The sequence below is a fragment of the Natronosporangium hydrolyticum genome (genome assembly GCF_016925615.1).
GTDB lineage: Bacteria > Actinomycetota > Actinomycetes > Mycobacteriales > Micromonosporaceae > Natronosporangium > Natronosporangium hydrolyticum.
In genome coordinates this window covers 365,299-390,664 of sequence record NZ_CP070499.1, presented here as the reverse complement: position 1 = coordinate 390,664, position 25,366 = coordinate 365,299, and the positions used below count along the sequence as shown (strand labels likewise).

Genomic DNA, 25,366 nt, shown 5'->3' with positions numbered 1-25,366 from the left:
CAATACGGTCAAGGCCCAGGCGCGCGGCACGAGGTCACAACGACCAGGGCCGCTTCCTGATGGTTGACCCCATCCGCTCACGCCAGTCACGGCCCTGTCCCGACCTTAGCAGCGTGGCCGATGGCGGGGCAGTGGCGCCAACCGGAGCGGCCCACCGCCGACCACGCCCGCCCCCGCCCAAACCCAGGTCAGCCCCTGGTCGGCCCAGGGTCAGCCCCTGGTCGGCCCAGGGTCAGCCCAGGTCAGCTTGGCTCGCAACGCAGCAGCGCGGCGCCGTGCCGGTCCAGCGTGAGCCGCAGCGGGTCAGCCACCGGCAGATCCCGCCGCTGCCACAGGTCCCGCAGCCTTGCCGGCCGGGAGATCCCCAGCTCCGCCCAGGGGATGCACACCTCCGCTGCCGCCGGGCCGGTGTGGAACACCGCCAGATAATGCCCCCGGGGCGCGGTGGCGGTCCAGGCGATCGTGCTGCCCGCCCGGTAAACCTCCCGGGCGCCGCTGCCCTCGCGCAGCACCGTCACCACCTCCGGGTTGGTCAGCAGCGTCAACGTCGACGGGTCGGTGCTGGTCAGGTCGCAGCCGAGCATCAACGGCGAGCGCGCGATCGACCAGAGGCTGAGCATGGTGACCTGCTCCGGCACCGTCAGCCGGGTCTCGCGCGCCTCGCCCACTTCGGCCCGGATCCCGATCCGGCCCAGCGGCAACATGTCGGCGTCCGGCCACGCCTCCGGCCCGGCGTACGGCGCCCAGGCGGCGAGCCGGTCGAACTGGGCGGCGACATCTTCCCAGCGGTCCCAGAGGTCGCCGGAGATCCGCCACAGCTGGGCATGTTTGGCCAGATGCTCGGCCCGGCCGACCGGCAGATCCGTGCCCGGCGAGAGGCTGAGCACCATCGGCCGGCCACAGCGCTCGATGGCGAGGGCGAACGCCTCGACGTCGGCCGCCCAGTACGGCGCGATCATGTCGTCCGCCTTGACGTAGTCGACCCCCCACTCGGCGAAGAGCGCAAGCAGCGAGTCGTAGTAGGCCTGGGCACCCGGGTGCCGGTGGTCGAGCCCGAAGTTGTCGGTGATCCAGGTGCTGGTGGCGCGCCGGTCGGCGACCTCGGCGGCGGTGACCTCGGTGCCCAACACCGGAACCCGCGCCTCCACCGCGGGCCGGGGGATGCCGCGCAGCACATGCACCCCGAACTTGAGCCCGAGGCTGTGGACGTAGTCGGCGAGCGGGCGGAAACCCAGACCGCCGGCGGCCGACGGGAAACGGTTCGGCGCGGGCAGCGGCCGGCCGACCTCGTCCAGCACCAGGTCGGCGTGGGGGCGGTAGCCACCGGCGCGCGCGGACGGCTCATACCACTGGATGTCGACGACGACATATTCCCATCCGACATCGGCGAGTCGATCGGCCATCACCAATGCGTTACCGCGTACCTCATCCTCAGTGACCGAGGTGCCGAAGCAATCCCAACTGTTCCACCCCATCGGCGGCGTCGACGCCAACGGGGGAGATCTGTCCATGGTCCGCAGTGTACCGCCGCCCGCCCCCCACTGGGGTTGATCATGGGGTTTGGGACCGATTTCGTGCCCCATCATGAACCTAAGTCCATGATCAACCCGGAGGGGTGGGGGTTAGCGGACTTCGGCGGCGAGGTGGCGGGGTTCGCCGGTGATGAGGTACCGCAGTCTGGCACCGATGATCGCGGCGTGGTCGGCGATCCGGTCCGCCGCCCGTCCCGCCGCCATGATCCCCATCGCCAGCCGGGCCGCCTCCGGCCCGTCGTACTGACGCAGATCATGCACCAGCTGCTCGTAATGGTGCTCCAGCGTGTGCTGCCGGGTGGCGAGCGCAGTCGCTCCCGCCAGATCCTGCGCCGACCAGGCGGCCAGCGCGGTACGGTACTGCTCCACCGCGCCGGCCACCAGATTCAGCAGTGACTCCCAGATGCTGCCCGCCGAGCGCAGCAGCGGCACCTCCTCGGCGAGCTTGGTGACCCGCAGGCTCAGGTCCCCCACCCGCTCCAGCTCCCCGGTAATCCGCAGCACCGAGACGATGAATCGCAGATCGGTGGCGACCGGCGACTCCAGCGTCAACAACTGGTAGCAGCGCTCGGTGAGCGACACGTTCATGGCGTCGATCTCGTCGTCGGCCACCAGCGCCGGCGCGATCAGCGAGACATCCCCGGTACGCAGCACCTGCCCCATCCGGGCCAGGTTCTCGTCCACCCGCAGCCCCATCAGCTCCACCTGCAGCCGTAGCTGCTCCAGCTCGCCGTGGAAGTGCCGGGACGGATTGGCGATCCCCACCGGCGCCATGCCCTATCCGAACCGGCCGGTGACGTAGTTCTCGGTGCGCTCGTCACTCGGGTTGGAGAAGATCTTCGAGGTCTCGTCGTACTCGACCAGCAGCCCGGTCCGGGTGTCCGACTCCGGGTTCACCTCGGTGACGAAGAATGCCGTCCGGTCACTGATCCGGGCCGCCTGCTGCATGTTGTGGGTCACGATCACGATCGTGTACTTGTCTTTGATCTGCTGCATCAGATCCTCGATCCGGGCGGTGGCGATCGGGTCCAGCGCCGAACACGGCTCGTCCATCAACACCACCTCCGGCTCCACCGCGATCGCCCGGGCGATACACAGCCGCTGCTGCTGCCCACCCGACAGGCTCAACCCGGACTCTTTAAGCTTGCCCTTCACCTCGTCCCACAGCGCCGCACCCTTGAGTGCCTGCTCGACGATGCCCTCCAGCGCCGACCCGCGTACCCCGTTGAGCCGGGGACCGAACGCCACATTGTCGAAGATGGACTTCGGGAACGGGTTCGGCTTCTGGAACACCATCCCGATCCGCCGCCGCACCTCCACCGGATCGATCTCCGCGTCGTAGATGTTCTCGCCGTGGTACGCCACCGTACCCTCGACCCGGGCCCCTGGAATCAGATCGTTCATCCGGTTCAACGACCGCAACAACGTCGACTTGCCACACCCCGACGGCCCGATCAACGCCGTAATCTCGTGCTTGGCCACATCGAAGCTGACGTCCCGGACCGCCTTGAAGGCGCCGTAGAAGACGTTCACACCGTGCAGGTCGAAGACCAGCTCACGCTGGTGCGCAGGCGGATCCTGGTCGGCGTCGCGGACGATGTCGTGCAGATGCAACGGGTTCGTGCTCGTGGTCTCGGCTACGCTGGCGTCAGCCATTGCTCGCTCCTTCGATGTCTCTGCGGCCTCGGCCGACTGGTCCGAACGCTCCACTGACAGGTCGTCGCTCATCGGTCACATTCCTTCCCGGCGGGCGGCGAACCGGGCGCCCACCGTGCGGGCGATCACGGTAAAGATCAGTGTGATCGCGACCAGGCACAGCGCCCCGCCCCACGCCTTCTCCAGCCCGGGTGGGAATGGCTGCCGGGCGTGCTGGTAGATCAGCTGCGGCAACGAGGTCTGTGCCTCACCCTGGAAAGCGGTCACCATGTAGAGCGAACCGAGCGCGGTCAACAGCAGCGGCGCGGTCTCGCCGGCCCCGCGCGCCACCGCCAGCATCGACCCGGTGGCCAGGCCCGGTGCAGCCGCCGGTAGCACCACCCGGGTGGTGGTCTGCCACTTCCGGGCGCCCAGCCCGGCCGAGGCGTTACGAACGCTGTCCGGCACCAGCTTCAGCATCTCCTCGCAGGAACGCACCACGATCGGCAGCATGATCAGCGCGATCGCAATTCCGGCGACGAAGGTGCCGAATCCGAGCCCCAGACCGGTGCCCCGGATCAGGGTCGCGTAGACGACCAGACCGACGAAGATGCTCGGCACGCCGGTCATCACGTCGGTGACGAACCGAACCGCGCTGGCCAGCTTCCCGCCCTTGCCGTACTCCACCAGATAGACCGAGGTCGCGACGCCCATAATCACTGCGAGCGGGATCGCGATCACCATGATGTAGAAGGTGCCGAAGAACCCGTGGCGGAAGCCGCCGCCCTCCCGCTGGAACGGCCCCTGGTCGCTGGTAAAGAACTCGATCGCGATCGCGCCGACCCCTCGCTGCAGGACCACATAGAGGATCAGCAGCAGCGGGATACAGGCGATGACGATGGCAATCGTCAACAGCACGTTGACGACGGAGTTGACCAGTTTCCGGTTGCGAGTACGGGGGCTGATATGGCGCAGACTCGGCCGCTGCTCGGCCGGCGCCGGCGCGCTCGGCGGGGTCAACAGATCGGTCATACGGCAGCGTCTCCTGTGATCCGGCCGAGCCGCCAGACGAGCAGGCGGGCCAGCACGTTGATGGTGAGGGTGAAGACAAAGAGCGCGACCCCGATCGCCATCAGGCCGAGTACGGTCTCGGGCCAGGCGTCGGCGAAGGTGGTGGCGATGTGGGCCGCCATCGAGTCGCCGCCGAAGAGCAGGCTGGCGCCCATCCGCTGGGAGCCGCCGATCAGCATCGCAACCGCGATCGTCTCGCCGACCGCTCGGCCCAGCCCGAGCATCGACCCGCCGACGATCCCCGAGAAGCTGCGCGGGATCAGCACCTTGCGGATCACCTCCCAGCGAGTGGCGCCGAGGCCGTAGGCGGCGTGCATCTCATCGGTGGGGGCGGCGGCGAAGACCTCCCGGATGATCGCGGTCATGATCGGCAGAATCATGATCGCCAACACCACACCGGCCGAGAGGTAGTTGACGCTGACCACCGGACCTTCGAAGAGGAAGGTGTTGCCGAACCATTCGTGCATCGGTTCCAGCACATACGGCCGCAGGATCACCGGGACGAACCAGAGCAGCCCCCACAGCCCGTACACGATCGACGGGATGGCAGCCAGCGTCTCCACCCAGTACGAGAGGGGGTTGCGCAGGCGGCGTGGCGCCAGCTGGGTGATGTAGAGCGCGACCGCGATCGACAGCGGCAGCGCCAGCACCAGCGCGATGATCGACGTGACCAGCGTGCCGTAGATGAACGGCAAGGCACCATAGGTGCCTTCCATCTCGGCCGGATCGTTGCTGCGGGTATGACCGGCGGTCCACTGCTCACCGAAGAGGAAGCCGAAGAATCCTTCCTTCTGGAAGATCGGCCAGGCGTCGGCCGTGGTGCGCAGGATCATCACGCCCAGGATCAGCAACACCAGAACCCCGGCGGTGGTCACGAACCACCGGAAGATCGGGTCGCCGAGCCGGTTGCGGGCCGAGCCCCGCAGTTGCGAGCGGATGCCGTTCGGGGCGGGTGTCAACTCTCTGCTCTCCTTGCCGTGATCGACCGGTGCCCCGGCCCCGCCGGCCGATCATGAACTAGTCAGCAGACTCGCCGAGCGGGTCGGCTAACCAGCTCATGATCGGCGGGCGAGAACCTCCGGGGAGCCGGTGGGCTAGTCCTGCTGGCCGATCCGGTCGAGCTCGCTCAGCACCCGGTCCCTGACCGCGTCGCCCAGCGGGGCGTAGCCGAGCTCGGTCGCGTACTCGTTACCGTCCTGCAGCGCCCAGCTCCAGAACTCCTGCAGCAGCTCGGCCTTGTTGTCGTCGTACCCGCACTCGTAGAAGAAGTTCCAGACCGCGCCGGTGATCGGGTAGCCTTCGCCGCCGATGCCCAGGATCGAGAACTGGTAGGAATCCGGGATCTCCAGCCCGTCCAGCCCGGCGCTGGTCGCCTCCAGCGTGGGGTAGATCTCGTTGCCGTCGGCGTTGATCAACTGCGCCTGCGGCAGCCCCAGCTCGATCGCGTACGACTGGTTCACGTACCCGAACCCGCCCGCGTTCTGGGTGATCCCGGCGGAGACCCCCTCGTTGCCCTCGCCGCCGATGGTGCCCGAGGCCCAGTCGACCTCGGTGCCGGCGCCGTACTCGTCGGCCCAGAAGTCCACCTCGTCCTCGAGGTAGAGAGTGAACACATTGGTGGTCCCGGAGCCGTCCGACCGGTGCACCGGGATGATCTCCTGGTCCGGCAGGTCGAAGTCGGGGTTCAGCTCGGCGATGGCCGGGTCGTTGTAGTTGGTGATCTGCCGGTCGTAGATCCGGGCGATGATCTCCGCGTCCAGGGTGAGCCCGTCCAGCGACTCGTCATTGAACGCGATCACCACCGAGCCGTAGACCACCGGCACCTGGAAGGCCGGGCAGCCGCGGTCGGCCTCGGCGTCGGCCAGCTCCTCATCCTCGAGGTACCGCTCGGACGAGCCGAAGTCGACGGTCTGCTCCAGGAACTGGGTGATGCCCGCCCCGGAGCCGACGCTCTGATAGTTGATCCGGACCCCGGGCTCGACATCTCCGTACTCGGCGATGAAGGTGGTCCACAGTGGCGTCGGGAAGGTGGCGCCGGCGCCCACAATGTCGCCGGAGAGCCCGTTACCGCCGTTGTCGCCGGAACCGGGGCTGGTGGGGTCGCCCGCGTCGTCGTCGCTGGCGCAGGCGGCCAGTGACACTGCGAGCACGGCGGCGGCCCCGCCCGCCATCGCCCGCTTGAACAGGTTGCGATTCACCTCGGAAGGCCTCTCTCGTAAAGGATGGTGTGCCCAGGCCCGCGCAGCCGCAACCGGCCTGTCGGGGTGGACGCTACGAGTCCGAGGTAGCCGCCACTCGCGTCATAGATGAACGAAGGCCGAACAGGCGGCCGCGCGAGCGTGGCGAGGTGCCCACTGCAGGATGACGCTTACATGAACGCCGCCCACCCCCTGAGTTGATCATGGGGTTTGGGGCACGAAACCGCTCGGACCATGTACCTAGGTCCATGATCAACTCGGCGGGGAGCAGGGGGTTAGCCGAAGCGGCCGGTGACGTAGTTCTCGGTACGCTCGTCGTTCGGGTTCGAGAAGATCTGGGAGGTCTCGTCGAACTCCACCAGCAGCCCGGTCCGGGTGTCCGACTCCGGGTTCACCTCGGTGCTGAAGAATGCCGTCCGGTCGCTGATCCGGGCCGCCTGCTGCATGTTGTGGGTCACGATCACGATCGTGTACTTGTCTTTGATCTGCTGCATCAGATCCTCGATCCGGGCGGTGGCGATCGGGTCCAGCGCCGAACACGGCTCGTCCATCAACACCACCTCCGGCTCCACCGCGATCGCCCGGGCGATACACAACCGCTGCTGCTGCCCACCCGACAGGCTCAACCCGGACTGCTTCAGCTTCGCCTTGACCTCGTCCCACAGCGCGGCGTTGCGCAACGCCTGCTCCACCACGTCGTCCAGGGTGCTGCCGCGCACGCCATTGAGCCGGGGACCGAACGCCACATTGTCGAAGATGGACTTCGGGAACGGGTTCGGCTTCTGGAACACCATCCCGATCCGCCGCCGCACCTCCACCGGGTCGATCTCCGCGTCGTAGATGTTCTCGCCGTGGTACGCCACCGTACCCTCGACCCGGGCCCCCGGAATCAGATCGTTCATCCGGTTCAACGACCGCAACAACGTCGACTTGCCACACCCCGACGGCCCGATCAACGCCGTAATCTCGTGCTCGGCGACCTCGAAGCTGACGTCCCGGACCGCCTTGAAGGCGCCGTAGAAGACGTTCACGTCGCGCAGGTCGAAAACGGTCTCGCCGCGGACCGCGGGGCTCTCCCCGGCGGGTTCTTCCCGGGGCACCACCAACCGGTGTGGCGTCGCCACTCGGGGCCGTTCGGTACCGACGATCTGGTCAGCCATGGCTACATTCCTTCCCGTCGAGCGGAGAAGCGCGCGCTGATGGTGCGGGCCACCACGGTGAAGAGCAGGGTGATCAGGACCAGGCAGAGCGCGCCGCCCCACGCCCGGTCGATGCCGGGCGGGAACGGCTGCACCGCGTTCTGGTGGATCAGCTGGGGCAGCGACGCCTGCCGCTCCCCCACGAGATAGACGGTCATGGTGAACGAGCCGAGCCCGGTGAGGATCAGCGGCGCGGTCTCGCCGGCGCCGCGGGCGATCGCCAGCATGGAGCCGGTGGCGAGGCCGGGCGCCGCCGCCGGCAACACCACCTTGGTGGTGGTCTGCCAGCGTCGCGCCCCCAGCCCGAGCGAGGCGCTGCGCAGATGGTCGGGGACGAGCTTGAGCATCTCTTCGCTGGAGCGGACCACGATCGGCAGCATCACGATCGCGATCGCTACGGCCGCGGGCAGGGTGCCGAAACCGATCCGGACGGTGCCGATCACCAGCACCGCGTAGACGAACAGCCCCACGAAGATCGACGGCACGCCGGTCATCACGTCGGTCACGAACCGCACCAGCACCGCGAGCTTCTTGCCCTTGCCGTACTCGACCAGGTAGACGGCGGCGGCGATGCCGAACCCGACCGCCATCGGGATCGCCAACGCCATGATCAGGAATGAGCCGACGAACCCCTGCCGGAAGCCGCCGCCCTCCAGCCGGAACGGCAGCGTGTCCTGGGTGAAAAAGTGCAGGTTGATCACGTGCCAGCCGCGTTCGGCGACCACGTAGAGGATCAACAGCAACGGTACGCAGGCCGCCGCCATCACCGCCGTGAGCAGGCCCTTCATCGCGGCGCTGGTGGCCGCCCGCCGCTTGGTACGCGGGTCGATCTGGCGCAGGCTGCGCCGGCCCGTGGGCGCCGCCGGGTCGGGCGGGCTGGCTGCGGTCAGCGTCGGGGTACTCATACCGCGGCGTCTCCCAGGTTGCGACCGGCCCGCCACACCAGCAGCCGGGCGAGCACGTTGACGATGAAGGTGAACACGAAGAGCGCGACGCCGATCGCCATCAGCCCCAGCACGGTCTCCGGCAGGGCGTCCTGGAAGGTGTTGAAGATGTGGGCGGCCATGGTGTCCCCGGCGAAGAAGAGGCTGTAGCCCATCCGCTGCGAGCCGCCGACCAGCATCGCCACCGCCACTGTTTCGCCGATCGCTCGGCCCAGCCCGAGCATGGCACCGCCGACGATGCCTGAGTAGCTGCGCGGCAGCAGCACCTTGCGGATCACTTCCCACTGAGTGGCGCCGAGGCCGTAGGCGGCCTGCAACTCGGCGCCGGGGGCGGCGGCGAAGACCTCCCGAATGATCGCGGTCATGATCGGCAAGATCATGATCGCCAGCACCACCCCGGCGGCGAAGTAGCTCAACCCGAAGACCGGCCCCTCGAACAGGAAGAACGCCCCGAACCAGCGGTTCAGCAGCTCCATCAGCGGCCGCATCACCACCGGCAGGAAGAAGAGCAACCCCCACAACCCGTACACGATGGAGGGGACGGCGGCGAGCGTCTCCACCGCGTACGACAGCGGGCCCCGCAGCCGGCGCGGCGAGAGCTGGGTGATGTAGACCGCTACCGCGACCGCCACCGGCAACGCGATCGCCAGCGCGATCGCGGCGGTGACCAGGGTGCCGTACATGAACGGCCAGGCGCCGTAGGTGCCGTGGATCTCCGGCAGGTCCCGGGTCTGCCCGGCGCGCCACTCGGTGCCGGTGAAGAACCCGAGCCCCTCCTTGGCGAAGATCGGCCAGGAGTCGGCGGTGGTGCGGATGATCATGAAGGCGAGCAGCGCCAGCACCAGTACGCCGGAGGTGGTCATCAGCGCCTTGAAGAACGGGTCGGCGAGCCGGCCCCGGGAAGTGCCGCGCAGCTGGCCGCGCACGGGAGGTGGGGAGAGCGTCACTGGCCACCTCCGTCGGTCGGCGCGTCGCGCACCCCGATCCGGTCGATCGCGGCCAGCACCCGCTGTTTCAGCTCCGGATCCAGCGGCGCGTAGCCCAGCTCGACCACCGCCTCATCGCCGTGCTCGATCGCCCAACGCCAGAATTCGCGCAGATCCGCGGCGGTGTCGCCGGCGTAGCCGCACTCCCAGTAGAAGTTCCAGACGGTCCCGACGATCGGGTACCCCTCACCGCCGATACCCAGGATGTCGAATTGGAAATCGTCCGGGATCGAAAGCTCCGCCAACCCGGCGGTGACCGTCTCCTCGTCTGGGTAGGCGGGGTTGCCGTCCGCGTTCACCACCGTGGCCCGGGGCAGATCCAGCACCTCGGCGTACGACTGGTTCACGTACCCGATCCCGCCCGGGTTCTGGGCGATGTTGGCGGTGACCCCCTCGTTGCCGGGCCCGCCGACGGTGCCGGCCGGCCAGGCGACCTCGATGCCGGCGCCCAGGTCGTCGGCCCACGTCTGGTCCTCGTCGGTGAGCCAGGTGGTGAAGACCGAGGTGGTGCCGGATCCGTCCGAGCGGTGCACCGGGATGATCTCCCGGTCCGGCAGCTCCCGGTCCGGGTTCAGCTGCCGGATCTGCGCATCCTGGAAGTTGGTGATGGTCCGCCGGAAGATCCCGGAGATCGCCGCCGCGTCCAGCACCAGCCCGTCGAGCTGGTCGTCGGCGAAGGCGATCACCACCGCCCCAAAGGTGATCGGCACCTGGATCGCCGGGCAGCCCCGGGCCTGCTCGGCTTCGTCGAGGTCGCTGTCGCGCAGGTACCGCTCGGAGGTCCCCCAGTGCACCGTGCCCTCCATGAACTGGGTAATCCCGCCGCCGGAGCCGATGCTCTGATAGTCGATGGTGAGGTCGTCGTCGACCCCGACCGCGTAGCTGTGGATCCAGTCCTGGTAAAGCGGCGTGGGGAAGGTGGCGCCGGCCCCCTCCAACCGGCCGTGGCCGGGGGCGCAGGCGGTCAACGCGGAGATCAGCGCGGCCGTGAGTACCCCGACGACGACCACCCGGAGCATGTGGCGCGCACGCGCGGTGCGGGTCACCTCAGGCAAGCCTCCTGTTCACCACGGATTCGGGAAGCGGTAACCCGCTACCCGCCGGAACGCTAGGGACCGGAGGTAGCCAGCGACCGCGCAGCTGGTGAACGAAGGGTGAACAGCGACCATCCCGGGCATGGCCGAGTGACAACTCGACCCCTCGCTGGTGTGACGGCGTAACCATGCGTCATGACAGCTCCCGGATGACTCTGGGTAAACCGGGCAAACTATGCGGTAGGCTCAGGATTCCACTCGACGATCATGAGGGTGGCGTCGTCCTGCAGCTGCTGATGCTGGTAATCCATCACCGCCCGGATCAGCCGACGCAACGTCTCCTGCGCCGGCAGCGCTGCCGCCCCATGCCGCTCGACCAGGTCCAACAGCCGCTCAAACCCGAAGAACTCGCCCTCGTCGTCGCGGGCCTCGGTGATCCCGTCGGTGTAACAGAGCAACCGGTCTCCCGGTTGCAGCTCATGCTCGGACACCTTGGATTCACCCGCCACCCCCAGCGGAGTCCGCCGCGTCGCATCCAGCGCCGCCACCGCCCGGCCACGGCGCACCAGCACGGCCGGCGGGTGACCGGCGTTCAGGTACCGCACCACGCCGGTCTCCTTGTCCAGCTCGGCCAGGATCGCGGTGGTGTAGCGGGGCCCCTCGAACTGACTAGTCAACGCCTCGTCGGCGGCCTGCGCCTGAGCCCGGAGATCCAGCCCAGCAGCCCGCGCCGCCCTTGTCGCACCGAGCGTCAGCGTGCTGGTGAGCACCGCGTCCAGGCCATGGCCGACCGCGTCGAAGATCCCGGTCCGCAACACCCCGTGGTCCACCGCATAGTCGAACGCGTCGCCGCCCACCTCGTACGCCGGCTCCAACGCGGCCGCCAGACTCAACCCCGGGGTGGCGAAGGTCAACGGCGGCAGCGCCCGCCAGAGCAGCTCACCTGCCGTGGACATCGGCCGCGACCGCCGCGCCCGGCGGATCGTGTCCCCGTAGGACGCCTTCGCCACCACCAGGTACGAGATCGCAGAGGTGAACGTCGCCGCGTACTCGCGGGTTTCCAGGTCCTCCCCGGAACGCCCCGGCGGCAGCTGAAACTCCACCACCCCGATCCGGTCCGCGCCGTCGAGCATCGGCACCCACAACCGGTCCGGCTGCCCCGGCGGCGACAACGGTTGCAACAGGGCGAACGCCCGCCCCGCCACGGTGGCGTCGATCCCCTGCGGCTCCGGCCGGGCCCGACCCGCCTGGGGCAACGCCCGCAGGCTCTCCTGCTCCCGATCGACCAGGTAGACGGTGACCTCCACGTGCAGCGACGCGCAGATCTCGTTGACGAAGTCCACCAGGCTGCTCACCTCCACCAGGTGACCCCGGTGGAGTAGCTCGGCGACGCTGCGATGCCACGCCGACTCGGTCGGCTCCATGCCCGCGATGCTACGCCGGCCACTGCCGCCACCGGAGCTGAAGCCGGACCTCAGCGGAGCCGCTGCGCCCCGTCGAAGGTCTCGACCGTACGGATCTCCGGCGCCGCCATCGGTTCGATCCGGCCCCGCAGCCGGCGGGTGCACTCAGCCCGCCACCGTTGCGGCACCTCATCGGCGAGCGCCGGCGGATAGAACCGTTCGTTCCAAGCGGTGGCCGACTCGGAGACGCTCATCCGCGTCGCGAGCGCGCCCACCACCGTGCCGGCGAGCCCGGGCACCCGGGCCACCACGTACTCGGTGATGTTCTGCATGTGCAACGGTGGCGGACCCTCGAAATCCTTGGCGGCCGGGTCGCCCGGGGTGAGCCGGCGGCGGATCTCGGGCGCTACCGGTCGCCGCTCCAACGCGGCGGTCAGCAGCTCCTTGCGGACACACTTGACGCATCCTTGGCAGGGGCGGCCAGCCATCCCGAGCAGACAGGACTGGGCCAACCCCGCCAGCTCTCCGCCGCGGGTCAGCAACAACGTCCCCACCTCGGTCAGCCCGGCGGTCGGACGGCACAACGGCAACCCCACCGCCGACAGCACCGCCGCCCACGGGCCCGCCCCCGGCCCCCGGTAGGCCCGCCCACCGCGCAGGTAGACCGACTCCAGCACGCTGCCGAAGCCGAGCGCGGCCAGCCGCAGCTCGTCGGCGAGCAGCACCGCGCCGACCGCCACCGCCGGCCAGGTCGGAAACTGCGGCCACGGCAGGCACAGGAACTCCAGGTCGGACTCGACAACCCAGACCTCCCGGCCGCGCTCGCCGGCCCGGCGGGCCAGCAGCGCCAGCTGATCGGACCGGATATGCGTGGCCCGGTCCGGCACCCGCGGGTGCGACACCCGCTGAAAATGGATCAGCGGCGCCGCCGGGCCGACCAGCTCGGTGAGCGCGATCGAGTCCACCCCGCTGCTGTACGAGACCCCCACCCGGTCACCCGGAGTACGCGTAGGCAGGCGATCGTCGACCGGCCGGACCTCGATCGTGAAGGTGTCGGCGAGCACCGCCGCGAACGCCGCCGAGACCGGCCGGTCGACCACGAACTGCCGACCCACCCACGGCCAGGTCACCAGCAGCGCGGCGGCGGCGAGCAGATCCGGATGCGGCTCGCCGATCGGCCCCGGCAGCCGTACCGTGCAACTATTGGTGACCAGCTGGATCGCCGCCCGCCCCTGACCAGTGCCGGCGAGCGACTCGTCCGGGTCCAGACGCAGCCGCAGCGTCCAGTCGGAGCCGGCCGGCTGCCAACGGATCCGCACCGGTCACCCGTGCTGTACGGCGCGCAGCTCGACCCGGTCGATCGCCTGCCACAGCTCGATCTCGGCCTGCGACAGCTGCTCGGCCGCGCGGGAGCTGGCGACCGCGAGCCGGTGGGCGTCATCGGCCCGGCGCCGCGCCGCCCGCAGCTGCTCTTCGGCGGCCGCGAGCTGGCCGGCCAGGTCCGCCAGCTTCTCGTCCACCACCCGCGCCACCAACGCCGCCAGCTCCGGAGAGCCGCGACGAGCCAGCGATTCGATCCGCCGCTGCCGGTGGAGCTGCCAGCGGAGTTGCCCGCGGCGCCGAACCCCACGCCCGATCCGCCGGACAAATCCTGTTATAGAGCTCATAACGTGAGGCTAACCTGCCGTGGGTCACGCCAGCACCGAACCAGGCACCAGCTCGGGGGAAAGGCCTCGGCATCGCCGCCCCCTTGGCCGCCTACGCCGTCCCGCCGACTCCCCAGCGCAACGTCTGGTGGGAGGGCTGATGCCCACCGACCGGATCCGCCCGGTAGCCTGGCATCTGCTGGGCCGCTAGCTCAATAGGCAGAGCTGCCGGCTTTTAACCGGTAGGTTCGGGGTTCGAGTCCCTGGCGGCCCACTTTCTCAGTTTGCTCGAACCACCAGGCGACCCGCCACCGTCAACATGCCCTCCGGAGGGCATCGACCGCTTGGGTCATGCCGTAGCGGGTTGCGAGGGTGTCGATTATCTCGTCCTCTGTCAGCCGAGTCCCCCACCGGCCTGAGCGTGCGGCGATGGCTCCGACCGCGGCCTGCGCCCGGACCGGGTCGAGTGAGACGGTGCTGGCGGCGAACTCCGCAGGGGCGATCGCGGGGAGCCTGCTCGGTGGGAAGTCGCGGAAACTAAATGTGATGATCGCGCCGGCACCGGCGACTACTGCCGCTGCCACGACGTGTTCGTCATCCTCATCGGGCAGGCCGTAGGTCCCCTCCAGCCCTTCCCAGCCGTGAACCTCGGCATCATTAAACGCCGTGCGCATCTGCGTGGTCAGACGCTGGGCACGCTCAGCAGCCTGATTCGCCGTCTCGCCGCGCTTGATCAGCTTCGCGGCCTCATGGTATTCAAGCTCGTCGAGGATGACGACACTCCACACTGGGCGATACAGGCCCTCGATCGCCAACGAGAGGAGAAAGTCCCGTTGCAGGCTTAGGTCTCAGGTCGCGCGGCGCTGGTACTCATGTTCCCCGCCTTCAGTCGCCTGTATCCGCAGCCAGCGTAGCGCATTTCGTTTCTTTCGACTAGCGCTTTGACTTACCGGCGGCTGGCGTGGGTCATGATCGGCGCAGCCCGCACCGTCAGGATGTGGTTCGGATTCTGGGTAGTTCGGCCCACTTGAGCGCCGGTGGTCGCGAGTTGGGCGACGACCGGCATGCTGGTCGGCCGCGAGTCCTCGGCTCTCCGCTGGTGGATGGTTCGACGAGTGATGCCCGCGTCAACTCGACCACAGGCTGGCGATCGGGACGGCGAGGATCCGCTCGCTCAATCCGAAGACTCGTGGTCCGCTGTGGACGAGAAGTCCCAGGGCGAGCCTTGCGCCGAGCCGTTCGCGTAGCCATTCCAGATGGCGGGCGTCCGTCCGGGAAGGGGCGGCTGTCGCTTTGATTTCAATCGCGATGACCTGGCCGTCGCGTGCCTCGATGAGCAGGTCGATTTCGTGGCGGCCGTTGGCGTCGCGTAGGTGGTACATGTCGGCGCCGACAATGCTGATGGCGCACTCGGCGCGGAACTGCGCGGCAACCAGCGTGTCAAGGATCCGGCCCAGGAGATCGCTGTCGCGAAGAGTTCGGCGGTGATCGACGCGCAGGAGCGGGGCGAGTAATCCCGGGTCGATGAGGTAACGCTTGGGTAGACGTACCGCACGGTCCATGAAGTTGCCGGCCCAGGCCGGGACTCGTTGAGTGATCATGAGGCTGTCGAGCAGGTTGTCGTAGTTGACAGCGGTGCTGCGGTCGATACCGACTGCGTCGTAGAGCAACTTGTGGGTCGGAACGCCACCCGTATTGGCGGCGAGCACATGGAGATATTTCCGCATGCGGCCGGGGTCGCGCATGACGCCGAGCGAGGGTGCTTCCCGGGTAACGAGATGATCGACGTAACCGGTCAGCCATCGGTCGCGTGCCCGATCGCCCGACACCCGTAGCGCCTCGGGCCAGCCACTCGTGAGCGCTTCGTCCACGTAGTTGTGCAGGTCCCAGCTAGATGTCGGATTGCCGAATACGTCCGTACCGTCGCTCAGGATCCGGTCGACCAGAGATGCCGAGGTCGGATCGCCGTGGCGTTCCCGGCCGACGAGTGGAAACATCGTCAGCCGGACGATCCGTCCGGTCGCGGGCCATCCTGACGTCGTGAGGTCGGCTTGCGATGATCCGGTCAGCACGAATCGCCCTGGCCTGGGATCGTCGTCCACGGTCCGCTTGACTGCGCCGAGAACCTCCGGCACCAGCTGCCACTCATCGATCAGGACGGGCTCGTCAAGTCCGCGAAGTGCGGCGTCGGGGTCGGCCGCTACCACGGCAGCCTGCGCGGGGACATCCAGGCGCAGGACCGAGCCCGAGTGACGCCGGGTCGTGGTCGTCTTGCCGCAGGCGCGCGGGCCGACGACGAGAGCGGCGGGGTGGGAAGCCATTACCTCGCGAAGCTCCGAGTCGAGAAAGCGAGCAAGGTAGGCGCTCATCAAGGACCCCGATCCGGATCTAGCACAGCTGTCAACCACAAGATAACACACCTTGCGATCGCGATTTAGCACGGATCAGGTCGCGATCCAGGGCAACAAGGCGGTGTCGGTGTCAGGGTCAGGTCGTCCATTTCTACGTTCACGATGGCGCGGTGCCTAGCTGCAGCGGGCGCGTGGGGCCGTGGCGCAGCTGGTAGCGCACCTCCATGGCATGGAGGGGGTCAGGCGAGCGAATCGTAGGTACAATGGCACCGTTGTAGGCACAGGGGGCTGATCATGAGTGCAGTGTCGGTGCGTGAGTTCTCGTATAACCCGAGCGCGATGTTCGCGCGGGTCGAGCGCGGGGAGACGATCCAGGTAACTCGGCACGGCAGCGTCATCGCCGTGCTCCTGCCCGCCGCTGGCGTGCTGGACCGGTACGCCTCGCTGGTCGCAAAGGGGCTGCTCCGGCTCAAGGCGACCACCACCGACGACCTCGACTCGCTTCCGCGCTATGAGACGCCCCCAGAGACTGACCCGCTGGAGACGCTGCTGGCCAGCCGCGCGGAGGACGATCGTTGATCTACCTGGACGCCTCGGCCATCATCACCTTGATCGCTGGCCGCACACACGCACGCGAGCTCAGGGACTTCCTGGCTGCGAAACCGACCATGCCGATGGGGACATCCACGCTCGGGTTCGTCGAGACGGTCCGCACCCTCGATCAGCTTGGCAATTACCCGAGCGCCATGGCCGACCTGGTCGCCGGGTTGACCGAGATCCTCGTGACCGAGGAGGTCCGCGACGCCGCCGCGCGCCTGCCCACCGGCGTCCGCACGCTCGACGCCGTCCACATAGCCAGCGCGCAGATCCTCGAAGACGCGCTCGACGTGTTGGTCACCTACGACAAACGAATGTACGAGGTCGCCCACTCCCTCGGCATGCCAGTGGCCGCCCCCGGAGCCAGCACTCACGGCTGACCTACCTCACTGGCCGGAGCGCGACAGGCCAGCTCCCCGGACGACGGGCATCCGGTTCGGATGCTGGGTAGTTCGGCCCACCCTCAGCCATTGCTAGGCGCGGTAGACGTTGCGGCGATGCCGGATGGAGTGGATCTCCACAACGCGTTTGGGCTCGTTGATCCGGTAGCTGATGCGGTAGGTGCCCCGGCGGGCCGAGTGGTAGCCGTCGAACGGCTCGTCCAGCGGCTTGCCCACCCGGTAAGGGTTGCCAGCGATCGCGCGCCGGATTGTTTCGGTGGCCGCGACCGCGACCTCCAGCGGCAGTTCCTCGTGCAGGTTGCGGCGAGCCTGCCGGGAGTAGATCACCGTGTACGGGCTCTGCTTGTCTTCAGCCGCGGGGTCTGCCGGCATCAGGCAGCCCGGTGGCGTCGCCGATCCAGTTCGGCGACGACCTCGTCGGCTGAGAAGGTGTCGCCGACGGCGAAGTCCTCCCGCGACTGGCGTAGGTCGGCGAGGGCCTCGTTGTCGGAGAGCAGGTCGAGGGTCTCCCGCATCGACTCGTACTCGGCCACGGAGATCAGGAGCACGTCGGCGCGGCCGTTGCGGGTGATCGTGAAGTGATCGTGTTCCCGGGCTACTCGGTCAGCAAGCTCGGCGATCCGGGCTTTGGCCTCGGTGATCGGGATGGTCTCCATGGCAGCCATTCTAGCGACCGGTCAGAATTCGAGCCAGTCAACGAGGGCTACCCACGCCAGTATCGTCACCCTCGTTGCGGATGCGCTCACGGCTCAAGGGGGACGTGAGCGGCACATACGCACCAGGAGCGGGTTCGACTCCCGCTCCGGTGACCAGACCTTGCTGGTGCCCTCGACCGGGCCGAAGGCTTGTCATCGCTGCGGCCGGGGCGGCGCCGATCTCGGACCGCCGGACCGCCGACTCCCGGCAGGCGGTTCGGATTGCGGGTGGTTCGGCCCACCAACCGGCTAGGGGTCGGCCGAGCGGTGTTTGCTGATTGGTTGCGTCGAGGATCTTCGAGTAGGCCATCGACGCACGACGTTGTCCAGGTATCCGTCCAGGTCCGCTCGTTGCACGCGGGTCGGCAGGCTACGTCACCGGGAGCTTGGCCCCGGCGCGCCGCGACTCTGAGTACAATGAAAACCGTTATCGTCACCTCGTTATGGAGCTCACCGTGAAGCAAGTCCGCTGTCGCCCTGACGACCTTGTCATCAGCTGGGCAGTCGGGCCTCCTACCCCGTGGATATCCGCAGGTCCGGGGCTAGGCCGGTCGTGGAGCGGGCGTTCCCGCGACGTCGGGAACGGCTGCGGAGCATCCGCATGACGGACAAGGTCCGCCCGCGTCGCTCCCGGCGCCGAGTTCCGGTGATCCTGGTCAGCGGCGTGCAGGAAAGTGCGATGTTGGCGACTTCCATGTCGCTTCAGCTCGGACTGCCGCAAGCCGTCTCAGTGCGCCACATCATCGACGTCGGACGGCAGGTGCTCACCCGCGTTGTCAGCGACCTGACGGGCATCATCGAGCACGAGGAGATCAACCTCGCTCACGCCTGCGTTTCGTGCGCAATCCGTGAAGACATCGTGCCCACCCTTGAACGGCTCGCCGCCCAGGGGCACTGGAAAGGCATCATCGCCTGCCTGCCGATCGCTGCTGAAGCCGTCCAGGTCTGCCGGGTCGCGTGCTGGGCTCCACGCAACGCCCCCCATGTCGCCATCGCCGCCGTCGTCACCGCGCTTGACGGCACCACGGTCGTTGACGACCTGCTCGGCGACGACCTGCTCGATGAGCGGGGTCTCGCCACGGCCGAAGACGACCGGCGCGGCGTCGCCGAGGTGGCCAGCGCCATGGTCGAGTATGCCGACATGGTCAGCCTCACCTGCGAACCCGATCCGGACGAGGCGGCCCTCGTCCGGGCGCTGGCCCGGCCACGGGTGCCGGTGGTCACTGAACCGTCAGCGCTCGACGCCGTTGCCCTAACGACGGGGACCCGCCACCACGAATCGGCCGAGCACTGGGTGTCGAACGTGCGACGCGGCCCCCTCCCGCCGCTCGACTCAAGCGGCGTCTGGCGGCTTGACTTGCAATCCGACCGGTCGTTCCACCCCGTCCGGCTCCAGGAAGAGGTAGTGAACCTCGGCGGCGGGCCCCGTCGCTCCCGGGGCTGCTTCTGGTTGCCCACCCGGCCCGACGCTGTCTGTGTTTGGGACGGCGCCGGCGGCCAGGCAAGTATCGGGTCCGGCCAGACATGGGACCGCGGTCAGCCGGTGACCCGCATCACCGTTGTCGGTCTCGACGACGGGGCCGCCGAGATAGTTCACGCTTTCCACCGGTGCCTGCTCACCGATGAGGAGCTGGCGACCCGCGGCCGAGTGTGGAACGAGCCATGGGATGGGCTGGAACCCTGGCTCGGACCGATCGCCCAAGTCGCCTGACCTGTAACTGTCAGTTCCGAAGGAGTTCCCGATGGCTGTCCCCAAGCGGCGCATGTCTCGCAGCAACACCCGCCACCGCCGCGCCAACTGGAAAGCGGCGCCGGTCGACCTCGTACCCGTCCAGGTCGGCGGCATGACCTATCGCGTTCCCCGTCGCCTCGTCCGCGCCGTGCAACGCGGCCTGCTCGACCCGAGCGATGTGCGCTGAGCCTCATCCGCTCAACCGGAAATCGAGTTCATCAGCGATAGCCGCAGGATCCGCACGTCCTCACCTCCCCTCCGCACGACCGCATCCCGGCAAGGGCTGACAGGCGCGACCCGGGTAAGGCACCAAGATCACACGATCAGTTCTCAGGAGGGAATCGCATGAACAAGCGCACACTTGTCGAGACCGTTGCCGCGAAGGCCGGCTTGACCAAGACCGTGGCCGAGTCGGCGCTCGACGCGATGGTGGGGGCGATCAGTGACGCCCTCGCCGACGGCGAGAAGGTCGCGATCCCGGGATTCGGCACGTTCGAGGTGAGAGACCGGCCCGCCCGCATCGGGCGCAACCCGCAGACCGGCGAGACCATGGAGATCGCCGCCCGCAGAGTTCCCGGCTTCAAGCCGGCCGCCGCGCTCAAGGACGAAGTATCACGGTAGCAGCACCTCAACTCGACATCACAGACTGCAATGAAAACCGTTTTCTACTACACTGGCGGCGATCGGATCGCCGCCGCGAGAGGACACACCGTGCCTAATCAGGAGCAACTCACCCGACTCGAGACCGGGCGCGGGTTCATCGCCGCGCTGGATCAGAGCGGCGGCAGCACGCCGAAGGCGCTACGGCTGTACGGGATCGACGAGTCCCAGTACTCATCCGAGGCGGAGATGTTCGACCTGATACATGCCGCGCGGGTCCGCGTCGTCACCAGCCGGGCCTTCACCTCCGACCGTGTTCTGGGCGCGATCCTGTTCGAAGGCACCCTCGATCGCCAGCTCGACGGGCACGGATTCGTCGACTACCTCTGGAAGGACAAGGGCATCGTCCCCTTCCTGAAGATCGACAAGGGCATGCAGGACGAGCAGGACGGCGTCCAGTTGATGCGGGAGATCCCGGCTCTCGATGAGCTGCTCAGCCGCGCCCGAGCAGCGGGCGTGTTCGGCACGAAGGAGCGGTCGGTCATCCACTCAGCGAACGCAACCGGGATCGATCGGATCGTCGCCCAGCAGTTCGAGATCGCCGAGCGCGTTCTCGCAGCGGACCTGGTGCCGATCGTGGAGCCCGAGGTCGACATCAAGGCCCCGGACAAGGCCGAGGCCGAAGTGTTGTTGCAGGCGGCGATCATGGAGCGGCTAGACGCGCTCGGTGATCGGAAGATCGCCCTCAAACTCACTATTCCGTCAGTCGACGGGTTCTACACCGATCTCGCCGCCCACCCCGCGGTTGCCCGTGTCGTCGCTCTCTCCGGCGGCTACAGCCGGGATGAGGCCAACGCGCGCCTGTCTCGCAACCCAAACCTCATCGCCAGCTTCAGTCGGGCCCTGCTGGACGGGTTGACGGCGCAGCAGAGTGACGAGGAGTTCGACCGCACCCTCGATGCCTCGATCGAGTCCATCTACCAGGCCTCCATCGCCTGACCTCGACCGAGCTGACGACCATGAGCAGCGAGGCCGGCTCCTGGCTCTCCCCGACACAGTTCCGCTGCCTGCGGTCCGGCCTACGCGTGGTTACCACCTGGGCGGCCGAGGATCGCGAATCCGACACAGCGCTCCAGCAGGCGTTGCACGATGAACCGGACCCATCCGAGGTGATCGTCGGGCTCGCTACGGTCTCCCGGCTACTGGCCATCGAGCTCGCCGCGGCCACCGGAGCAACCGAAACGGAGGTGCTCAGCCGGCTGGCTGCCACAGTCCACCGCCTGCAAGGCGCTGGGCGCGACCCGGGTTAGGCGCAATCCGCCGGGTGCCGGCGACTGGGCGTCCACTCAGCGGTCGAGGGCATCGGCCTGTCGTTGCCTCGGCCGCCCGACCTGATCACTGCGTTCTGGGTTGCGGCTTGAATCGTCGAACCTCATGGGGCCAGCCGCAGGCTTCCGCGATCTTGCCGGCCCACATCTTGGCGGCCTCGTCGTCGGCCACGTCCACCACGGCGAACCCGCCCAGGAACTCCTTGGTCTCGACGTATGGCCCGTCGGTGATCATCACCGAGCCACTGGTCGGGTCGGCGCTGTAGACCGGGCCGTCTTCCTCCTCCAGCCCTCCCGCGAACACATACACGCCGGCAGCCTTCATCTCGTCCACGACCGCCATGACGAGCGGCCCACGCCCGCGGAACCACTCCTCGGTGTGGTCGCCCACCCACTGCTGGTTGAAATAGATCAAGTACTCGGACATGTCTCCTCCTTGTCCCGGTGGCCTCTCACCTGTTCTACGAACGCCTCGCTCCGGATCCGACACTGCCGGGCCGCCGGTCCCGTGGTCGGTATCCGCCGGTCTACTTGTCCCCCATGTTGCTGCGCTCATGTTGCTGCGCTCTTACCGCGCGGCAATGAGCCTCACCCGCGAATCGACCTTCTGCCACTGCTTGTCACCGGTCAGGACGGTGCCCGCGTCGACCACCTGGACGGTGGCGATGACCACCGCGTCGGATTCTGGGGAGTTCGGACAGCTGCCAGACGCGCGTCGCGTCCTCGACGCTGCGCAGCGGCGGGAAGAGCTGGTGAGCGACCGGTGGGCCGCCGAGGTTACCCGGACCGGAGGGTCCGTGGAGCGTGAGCCGGCTGTTCGCCTCCGGCCTTCGGGAGGTCGCCGCCCTCCGGGGTCCCGACTCCCGGGCCGCGCGGCTCGCGGAGCTCCTACTCGCCCAGAGCGAGGAGTTCCGGCAGGTCTGGCAGGTGCACGAGGTCGGTGTACGCCCGACTTGTCGGGGCGCAAGATCCCCCGCTGCCCAACTAGGTCGGGGTTGGGGCGAGGTTGGGCGCCGCTCAACTCGTCCAGCAGGTCGCCTCGCTCAACTTGGTGGGGTGAATGGTGCCCGATTTGCCCGACTGATTCATTTTGTCGCCCTGGTTGATCACCACTCAACCCACCAAGATGGCCGACCGCGCCCCGCCTTGTGGCCACATCCAACCGCACGAGTCGAACATGATCGCCGACGCCTGGACCACCCGCCCGGTACAGCACAGTCATCGGCGGGGCAGCACGCCCAAGAGGGCTGCGCTCAGAGCCATCCGCAAGGAGTCTTTCAGCTCGAAGTGGAAGCGGGCCAGGCCGGGGTCGGCCTCGTAGGCCGCCTGGAGGCTGGGTGGGGGTGTGCTGTATGCCGACAGCGCGCCGGCCATGACCATGGTCTGCAGGCTGAACAGTGTCGCCTCCTCCCCCAGCTCCGGCAGGTACTTCTGGATCAGGGCGGTCATGGTTGCCAGTCGTTCCAGGGAGGCGCGCTTGTAGCGCGTCACGACCTCGACGGAGACGTTGTGTTCCAGGACGCTGCCCTGCGCACCGAACAGGTCGCACAGCACTGCCCGGCCGGAGAGTGAGCGGCTGAGGATCTCGGCCAGCGTTGCCGCCCGCTCGGCCATGGGTAGGTTCTCATCGATGCCGGCCGCCAACTCGCCTGCCAGTTCCGCCAGCCACTCCTGCAGGAAACGGTCCAGCAGTTCCAGCAGCACCGCCTCGCGAGACTCGAAGTAGCGCAGCACGTTCGGCTTCGCCAGGCCTACCCGGCGGCTGAGCTCGTTCAGGGTGACTGCGGCCACGGGCATCTCGTCGAGCATCGCCGACGCCGCGTCGAGGATCGCCCGTCGGCGGATCTCCCGCTGCTCTTCGGTCCGTGCCCGCTGGAAAGTCACGATCGCCAGCTTAACTTAGATACCTGCGGTACGTTGACAACGTACCGCGAGTACCTTAGCGTGGTAGGCACAAGATACCTTCGGTACGCTAGCTAGTGGGGAGCCTGACATGGCCGAGAAGTGGACGACGGCGAAGATTCCGGACCAGCGCGGGCGGGTGGCCGTGGTCACCGGGGCCAACACCGGACTGGGGTACGAGACCGCCAAGGCGCTCGCCGAGCGCGGGGCGTCCGTGGTGCTCGCCGTACGCAACGTCGAGAAGGGCGAGCAGGCCGCGGCCCGCATGACCGGCGACGTGACCGTGCAGGCGCTGGACCTGGCCTCGCTCGACTCCGTCCGGGCCGCGGCCGCAGCGCTGCGGTCCCGGCTCGACCGGATCGACCTGCTGATCAACAACGCCGGCGTGATGTACACACCGAGGCAGACCACCCGGGACGGCTTCGAGGCGCAGTTCGGCACCAACCATCTCGGCCACTTCGCGCTCACCGGGCTGCTGCTGGACCTGATGCTGCCGGTGTCCGGCTCCCGCGTGGTGACGGTGAGCAGCACCGGTCACCGCATCCGGGCCGCGATCCACTTCGACGACCTGCAATGGGAGCGGTCTTACAGCCGGGTCGCCGCCTATGGTCAGTCCAAACTGGCCAACCTGATGTTCACCTACGAGCTGCAGCGCCGACTCGCCACGTTCGGCACCACTGTCGCGGTGGCCGCGCACCCGGGCGTGTCCAGCACCGAACTCCTCCGCAACCTCCCCCCGGCCATCCGGCTTCCGATCGGCTGGCTAACGCCACTGATCACCCAGTCGCCGGCGATGGGCGCGCTGCCGACGCTCCGCGCCGCCACCGACCCCGCCGTGCTCGGCGGCCAGTACTACGGTCCCGGCGGACGCTACGAGATCATGGGCCACCCTCGGCTGGTCACCTCCAGCCCGCAGTCGTACGAGGCAGCCATCCAGCAGCGGCTGTGGGCCGTCTCCGAAGACCTCACCGGGGTGAGGTTCCCCACCGTGCCGTCCAAGCAGGACCCGCGTTCCTCGCCCGTTTCACGAGGTTCGTAGCCGCCACCGGAGACCGCACCGTGGCGGCGCCCGGTCGGTCACCAGGAATCGCGGCGCGGTCGTTCGTCCGGGCGCCGACGAGGCGGGCGCGGCGGGCGACGCTGCGGACCGTAGCCGCCCGGGCTGTAGCCGCCGCCCGGACCGGAGACTTCCCGCGCCTGGCCTCCCTGGGCACCCGGCCGTACCCGGGGGATCACCGCCGTCTCCTCGCTGACCGCCGGAAGCATCACCGTGTCCTGCTCGTAGCCCTGATCCGGATAGCCCCGCTCCGGATAGCCCCGCTCCGGATAGCCGCGGGCCGGATAGCCCCGGTTCCCGTAACCCTGGTCCGCGTAGTCCTGGTCCGCGTAGTCCTGGTGCTGGTATGCCCGGTGGTGCTGGTACTCCTCCCGGTAGCCGCGGCGGTCATACTCGTGGTCGCCGTAGCCAGGCCAACCACGCTCCGCGGGTCCGTAGTCGGCAGCGGCGCGATCGTCGACCCAGTAGTGCGGCTGCTCGGCTTCGAGGTCCGGCTCGGGCTCCAGTCGCCGCCGCAGCAGCCGGGCGGCCCACCAGACCGCCGCTACCGAGAAGCCGACGACCACCGCCGCGCTGATGATGTCGCTGGGCCAGTGGACACCGACGTAGACCCGCGAGAACGCCACCACGACCGCCGGCACCATCAGCACCACGCCCCAGCGGACCGAGACGAAGACCCAGATCACCAGGGCCACCGCGAGCGCCGCCGTGGCGTGGTTACTGGGGAACGACACCCCTGGATCGTGATCGACCAGCTGGGTGACCTCCCGACTCTGGAAGGGTCGTTCGTGGACCCCGATCATCCGGATCACCCGGCCGATCACAAAGGCCACCATCAGCGACCCGCCGACCTGACCCAGCAGCCACAGGTTGCCGATCCGGTCGCGGTCGCGCATTGCGAGCAGGACCAGCAGCCCGCAGGCGGCGAAGAGCATGTAGATCAACGGGCCGGCGGCGAAGAGCATCACCCCGTCCAGCACCATGCTGCGCCCGGCGAGACCGTTGACAAGATCGAATCCCACGGACGGGCCACCCCAATATCACGTGACGAAAGC

The 25,366-nt window shown here is 68.3% G+C and carries 28 protein-coding genes, 1 tRNA gene, 1 pseudogene and 1 riboswitch; of the genes and pseudogenes, 10 read left to right on the top strand and 20 right to left on the bottom strand.

Annotation, left to right across the window (positions count from 1 at the left end; translation table 11 throughout):
- Positions 1-6 precede the first annotated feature (6 nt).
- Positions 7-100, bottom strand: a riboswitch (ZMP/ZTP riboswitch).
- 142 nt (positions 101-242) lie between these two features.
- The 13 genes from JQS43_RS01895 to JQS43_RS01835 all read right to left on the bottom strand — a co-directional run bounded on the left by JQS43_RS01895 (position 243) and on the right by JQS43_RS01835 (position 13,669).
- A complete protein-coding gene (locus JQS43_RS01895; RefSeq protein ID WP_239677323.1) occupies positions 243-1,511 on the bottom strand; it encodes a glycoside hydrolase family 27 protein in 1,269 nt (422 codons plus the stop codon).
- Positions 1,512-1,622: 111 nt separating this feature from the next.
- On the bottom strand, positions 1,623-2,306 hold the full coding sequence (gene phoU / locus JQS43_RS01890) for a phosphate signaling complex protein PhoU (protein ID WP_239677322.1): 684 nt from the start codon (positions 2,304-2,306) through the stop codon (positions 1,623-1,625).
- Between the two features lie 3 nt (positions 2,307-2,309).
- Positions 2,310-3,188 (bottom strand): phosphate ABC transporter ATP-binding protein PstB, encoded by an 879-nt coding sequence (gene pstB, locus JQS43_RS01885; protein WP_239677321.1) that lies wholly within the window; start codon positions 3,186-3,188, stop codon positions 2,310-2,312.
- A 75-nt stretch (positions 3,189-3,263) separates the two neighbouring features.
- A complete protein-coding gene (gene pstA / locus JQS43_RS01880; RefSeq protein ID WP_239677320.1) occupies positions 3,264-4,199 on the bottom strand; it encodes a phosphate ABC transporter permease PstA in 936 nt (311 codons plus the stop codon).
- Positions 4,196-5,197, bottom strand: coding sequence for a phosphate ABC transporter permease subunit PstC (pstC, locus tag JQS43_RS01875; protein ID WP_239677319.1), 1,002 nt, complete (start codon positions 5,195-5,197; stop codon positions 4,196-4,198). Before pstC (JQS43_RS01875) ends, pstA (JQS43_RS01880) begins: the two co-directional genes overlap by 4 nt.
- A gap of 135 nt (positions 5,198-5,332) precedes the next feature.
- Complete coding sequence (gene pstS, locus JQS43_RS01870) at positions 5,333-6,436, bottom strand: phosphate ABC transporter substrate-binding protein PstS (RefSeq protein WP_239677318.1); 1,104 nt, start codon at positions 6,434-6,436, stop codon at positions 5,333-5,335.
- 275 nt (positions 6,437-6,711) lie between these two features.
- A complete protein-coding gene (pstB, locus tag JQS43_RS01865) occupies positions 6,712-7,596 on the bottom strand; it encodes a phosphate ABC transporter ATP-binding protein PstB (protein WP_239677317.1) in 885 nt (294 codons plus the stop codon).
- A 2-nt stretch (positions 7,597-7,598) separates the two neighbouring features.
- The gene (gene pstA / locus JQS43_RS01860; RefSeq protein ID WP_239677316.1) at positions 7,599-8,540 is read right to left on the bottom strand and encodes a phosphate ABC transporter permease PstA; all 942 of its coding nucleotides are present in this window, start codon (positions 8,538-8,540) and stop codon (positions 7,599-7,601) included.
- Positions 8,537-9,526: a phosphate ABC transporter permease subunit PstC gene (gene pstC / locus JQS43_RS01855; RefSeq protein ID WP_239677315.1), complete on the bottom strand. Its 990-nt coding sequence runs from the start codon at positions 9,524-9,526 to the stop codon at positions 8,537-8,539. The genes pstA (JQS43_RS01860) and pstC (JQS43_RS01855) overlap by 4 nt, the downstream gene beginning before the upstream one ends.
- On the bottom strand, positions 9,523-10,611 hold the full coding sequence (pstS, locus tag JQS43_RS01850) for a phosphate ABC transporter substrate-binding protein PstS (RefSeq protein WP_239677314.1): 1,089 nt from the start codon (positions 10,609-10,611) through the stop codon (positions 9,523-9,525). Before pstS (JQS43_RS01850) ends, pstC (JQS43_RS01855) begins: the two co-directional genes overlap by 4 nt.
- Before the next feature lie 221 nt (positions 10,612-10,832).
- Positions 10,833-12,023: a PP2C family protein-serine/threonine phosphatase gene (locus JQS43_RS01845; protein ID WP_239677313.1), complete on the bottom strand. Its 1,191-nt coding sequence runs from the start codon at positions 12,021-12,023 to the stop codon at positions 10,833-10,835.
- Between the two features lie 50 nt (positions 12,024-12,073).
- Positions 12,074-13,321 carry a DUF6395 domain-containing protein gene (locus JQS43_RS01840; RefSeq protein ID WP_239677312.1) on the bottom strand — a complete coding sequence of 416 codons (1,248 nt, stop codon included), beginning with the start codon at positions 13,319-13,321 and terminating at the stop codon, positions 12,074-12,076.
- Positions 13,322-13,324: 3 nt separating this feature from the next.
- On the bottom strand, positions 13,325-13,669 hold the full coding sequence (locus JQS43_RS01835) for a hypothetical protein (RefSeq protein WP_239677311.1): 345 nt from the start codon (positions 13,667-13,669) through the stop codon (positions 13,325-13,327).
- 180 nt (positions 13,670-13,849) lie between these two features.
- On the opposite strand from JQS43_RS01835, the gene JQS43_RS01830 reads away from it, so the two are divergent.
- Positions 13,850-13,922 (top strand) — tRNA-Lys (locus tag JQS43_RS01830).
- A gap of 40 nt (positions 13,923-13,962) precedes the next feature.
- Here the strand turns inward: JQS43_RS01830 and JQS43_RS01825 are convergent.
- Positions 13,963-14,487 (bottom strand): PIN domain-containing protein, encoded by a 525-nt coding sequence (locus tag JQS43_RS01825; protein ID WP_275581074.1) that lies wholly within the window; start codon positions 14,485-14,487, stop codon positions 13,963-13,965.
- 288 nt (positions 14,488-14,775) lie between these two features.
- Entirely contained in the window at positions 14,776-16,017 is a 1,242-nt protein-coding gene (locus JQS43_RS01820; RefSeq protein ID WP_239677309.1) for an ATP-binding protein, read from the bottom strand.
- A 276-nt stretch (positions 16,018-16,293) separates the two neighbouring features.
- Here JQS43_RS01820 and JQS43_RS01815 point away from each other — a divergent pair, with 276 nt between their 5' ends.
- Positions 16,294-16,578 carry a type II toxin-antitoxin system Phd/YefM family antitoxin gene (locus tag JQS43_RS01815; protein ID WP_239677308.1) on the top strand — a complete coding sequence of 95 codons (285 nt, stop codon included), beginning with the start codon at positions 16,294-16,296 and terminating at the stop codon, positions 16,576-16,578.
- Positions 16,575-16,976: a type II toxin-antitoxin system VapC family toxin gene (locus JQS43_RS01810; protein WP_239677307.1), complete on the top strand. Its 402-nt coding sequence runs from the start codon at positions 16,575-16,577 to the stop codon at positions 16,974-16,976. The genes JQS43_RS01815 and JQS43_RS01810 overlap by 4 nt, the downstream gene beginning before the upstream one ends.
- A 93-nt stretch (positions 16,977-17,069) precedes the next feature.
- Here JQS43_RS01810 and JQS43_RS01805 read toward each other — a convergent pair whose 3' ends face one another.
- Complete coding sequence (locus tag JQS43_RS01805; RefSeq protein WP_239677306.1) at positions 17,070-17,369, bottom strand: type II toxin-antitoxin system RelE family toxin; 300 nt, start codon at positions 17,367-17,369, stop codon at positions 17,070-17,072.
- Complete coding sequence (locus JQS43_RS01800; RefSeq protein ID WP_239677305.1) at positions 17,369-17,653, bottom strand: type II toxin-antitoxin system Phd/YefM family antitoxin; 285 nt, start codon at positions 17,651-17,653, stop codon at positions 17,369-17,371. The genes JQS43_RS01805 and JQS43_RS01800 overlap by 1 nt, the downstream gene beginning before the upstream one ends.
- A gap of 640 nt (positions 17,654-18,293) precedes the next feature.
- On the opposite strand from JQS43_RS01800, the gene JQS43_RS01795 reads away from it, so the two are divergent.
- The 5 genes from JQS43_RS01795 (at position 18,294) to JQS43_RS01775 (ending at position 21,334) form a co-directional block, all read left to right on the top strand.
- Positions 18,294-19,403 carry a GTP-binding protein gene (locus JQS43_RS01795; RefSeq protein ID WP_239677304.1) on the top strand — a complete coding sequence of 370 codons (1,110 nt, stop codon included), beginning with the start codon at positions 18,294-18,296 and terminating at the stop codon, positions 19,401-19,403.
- A 31-nt stretch (positions 19,404-19,434) separates the two neighbouring features.
- Positions 19,435-19,611 (top strand): 50S ribosomal protein L32, encoded by a 177-nt coding sequence (rpmF, locus tag JQS43_RS01790; protein WP_239677303.1) that lies wholly within the window; start codon positions 19,435-19,437, stop codon positions 19,609-19,611.
- Between the two features lie 83 nt (positions 19,612-19,694).
- The gene (locus tag JQS43_RS01785) at positions 19,695-20,045 is read left to right on the top strand and encodes an HU family DNA-binding protein (RefSeq protein ID WP_275581073.1); all 351 of its coding nucleotides are present in this window, start codon (positions 19,695-19,697) and stop codon (positions 20,043-20,045) included.
- Positions 20,046-20,075: 30 nt separating this feature from the next.
- Complete coding sequence (locus tag JQS43_RS01780) at positions 20,076-21,023, top strand: fructose bisphosphate aldolase (protein ID WP_239677301.1); 948 nt, start codon at positions 20,076-20,078, stop codon at positions 21,021-21,023.
- 20 nt (positions 21,024-21,043) lie between these two features.
- Positions 21,044-21,334, top strand: a complete 291-nt coding sequence (locus JQS43_RS01775; protein ID WP_239677300.1) for a hypothetical protein — start codon at positions 21,044-21,046, stop codon at positions 21,332-21,334.
- A gap of 85 nt (positions 21,335-21,419) precedes the next feature.
- On the opposite strand, the gene JQS43_RS01770 is transcribed toward JQS43_RS01775, so the two are convergent.
- The gene (locus tag JQS43_RS01770) at positions 21,420-21,779 is read right to left on the bottom strand and encodes a YciI family protein (RefSeq protein ID WP_239677299.1); all 360 of its coding nucleotides are present in this window, start codon (positions 21,777-21,779) and stop codon (positions 21,420-21,422) included.
- Between the two features lie 377 nt (positions 21,780-22,156).
- Between JQS43_RS01770 and JQS43_RS01765 the strand changes: the two are divergent.
- Positions 22,157-22,294, top strand: a pseudogene (locus JQS43_RS01765) (MmyB family transcriptional regulator); the annotation flags it as partial.
- A gap of 276 nt (positions 22,295-22,570) precedes the next feature.
- On the opposite strand, the gene JQS43_RS01760 reads toward JQS43_RS01765, so the two are convergent.
- A complete protein-coding gene (locus JQS43_RS01760) occupies positions 22,571-23,236 on the bottom strand; it encodes a TetR/AcrR family transcriptional regulator (RefSeq protein ID WP_239677298.1) in 666 nt (221 codons plus the stop codon).
- 109 nt (positions 23,237-23,345) lie between these two features.
- On the opposite strand from JQS43_RS01760, the gene JQS43_RS01755 reads away from it, so the two are divergent.
- Positions 23,346-24,293, top strand: a complete 948-nt coding sequence (locus tag JQS43_RS01755; RefSeq protein ID WP_239677297.1) for an SDR family NAD(P)-dependent oxidoreductase — start codon at positions 23,346-23,348, stop codon at positions 24,291-24,293.
- 38 nt (positions 24,294-24,331) lie between these two features.
- Here the strand turns inward: JQS43_RS01755 and JQS43_RS01750 are convergent, their stop codons facing one another.
- Positions 24,332-25,333, bottom strand: a complete 1,002-nt coding sequence (locus JQS43_RS01750; protein WP_239677296.1) for a phosphatase PAP2 family protein — start codon at positions 25,331-25,333, stop codon at positions 24,332-24,334.
- Positions 25,334-25,366 lie beyond the last annotated feature (33 nt).

Bases quoted from the DNA above. Each gene is read 5' to 3' on its own strand.
- JQS43_RS01895 (WP_239677323.1), bottom strand. From the start codon at position 1,511: ATGGACAGATCTCCCCCGTTGGCGTCGACGCCGCCGATGGGGTGGAAC.
- phoU (WP_239677322.1), bottom strand. From the start codon at position 2,306: ATGGCGCCGGTGGGGATCGCCAATCCGTCCCGGCACTTCCACGGCGAG.
- pstB (WP_239677321.1), bottom strand. From the start codon at position 3,188: ATGGCTGACGCCAGCGTAGCCGAGACCACGAGCACGAACCCGTTGCAT.
- pstA (WP_239677320.1), bottom strand. From the start codon at position 4,199: ATGACCGATCTGTTGACCCCGCCGAGCGCGCCGGCGCCGGCCGAGCAG.
- pstB (WP_239677317.1), bottom strand. From the start codon at position 7,596: ATGGCTGACCAGATCGTCGGTACCGAACGGCCCCGAGTGGCGACGCCA.
- pstA (WP_239677316.1), bottom strand. From the start codon at position 8,540: ATGAGTACCCCGACGCTGACCGCAGCCAGCCCGCCCGACCCGGCGGCG.
- JQS43_RS01845 (WP_239677313.1), bottom strand. From the start codon at position 12,023: ATGGAGCCGACCGAGTCGGCGTGGCATCGCAGCGTCGCCGAGCTACTC.
- JQS43_RS01835 (WP_239677311.1), bottom strand. From the start codon at position 13,669: ATGAGCTCTATAACAGGATTTGTCCGGCGGATCGGGCGTGGGGTTCGG.
- JQS43_RS01820 (WP_239677309.1), bottom strand. From the start codon at position 16,017: ATGAGCGCCTACCTTGCTCGCTTTCTCGACTCGGAGCTTCGCGAGGTA.
- JQS43_RS01815 (WP_239677308.1), top strand. From the start codon at position 16,294: ATGAGTGCAGTGTCGGTGCGTGAGTTCTCGTATAACCCGAGCGCGATG.
- JQS43_RS01805 (WP_239677306.1), bottom strand. From the start codon at position 17,369: ATGCCGGCAGACCCCGCGGCTGAAGACAAGCAGAGCCCGTACACGGTG.
- JQS43_RS01800 (WP_239677305.1), bottom strand. From the start codon at position 17,653: ATGGAGACCATCCCGATCACCGAGGCCAAAGCCCGGATCGCCGAGCTT.
- JQS43_RS01795 (WP_239677304.1), top strand. From the start codon at position 18,294: ATGACGGACAAGGTCCGCCCGCGTCGCTCCCGGCGCCGAGTTCCGGTG.
- rpmF (WP_239677303.1), top strand. From the start codon at position 19,435: ATGGCTGTCCCCAAGCGGCGCATGTCTCGCAGCAACACCCGCCACCGC.
- JQS43_RS01780 (WP_239677301.1), top strand. From the start codon at position 20,076: ATGAAAACCGTTTTCTACTACACTGGCGGCGATCGGATCGCCGCCGCG.
- JQS43_RS01775 (WP_239677300.1), top strand. From the start codon at position 21,044: ATGAGCAGCGAGGCCGGCTCCTGGCTCTCCCCGACACAGTTCCGCTGC.
- JQS43_RS01770 (WP_239677299.1), bottom strand. From the start codon at position 21,779: ATGTCCGAGTACTTGATCTATTTCAACCAGCAGTGGGTGGGCGACCAC.
- JQS43_RS01755 (WP_239677297.1), top strand. From the start codon at position 23,346: ATGGCCGAGAAGTGGACGACGGCGAAGATTCCGGACCAGCGCGGGCGG.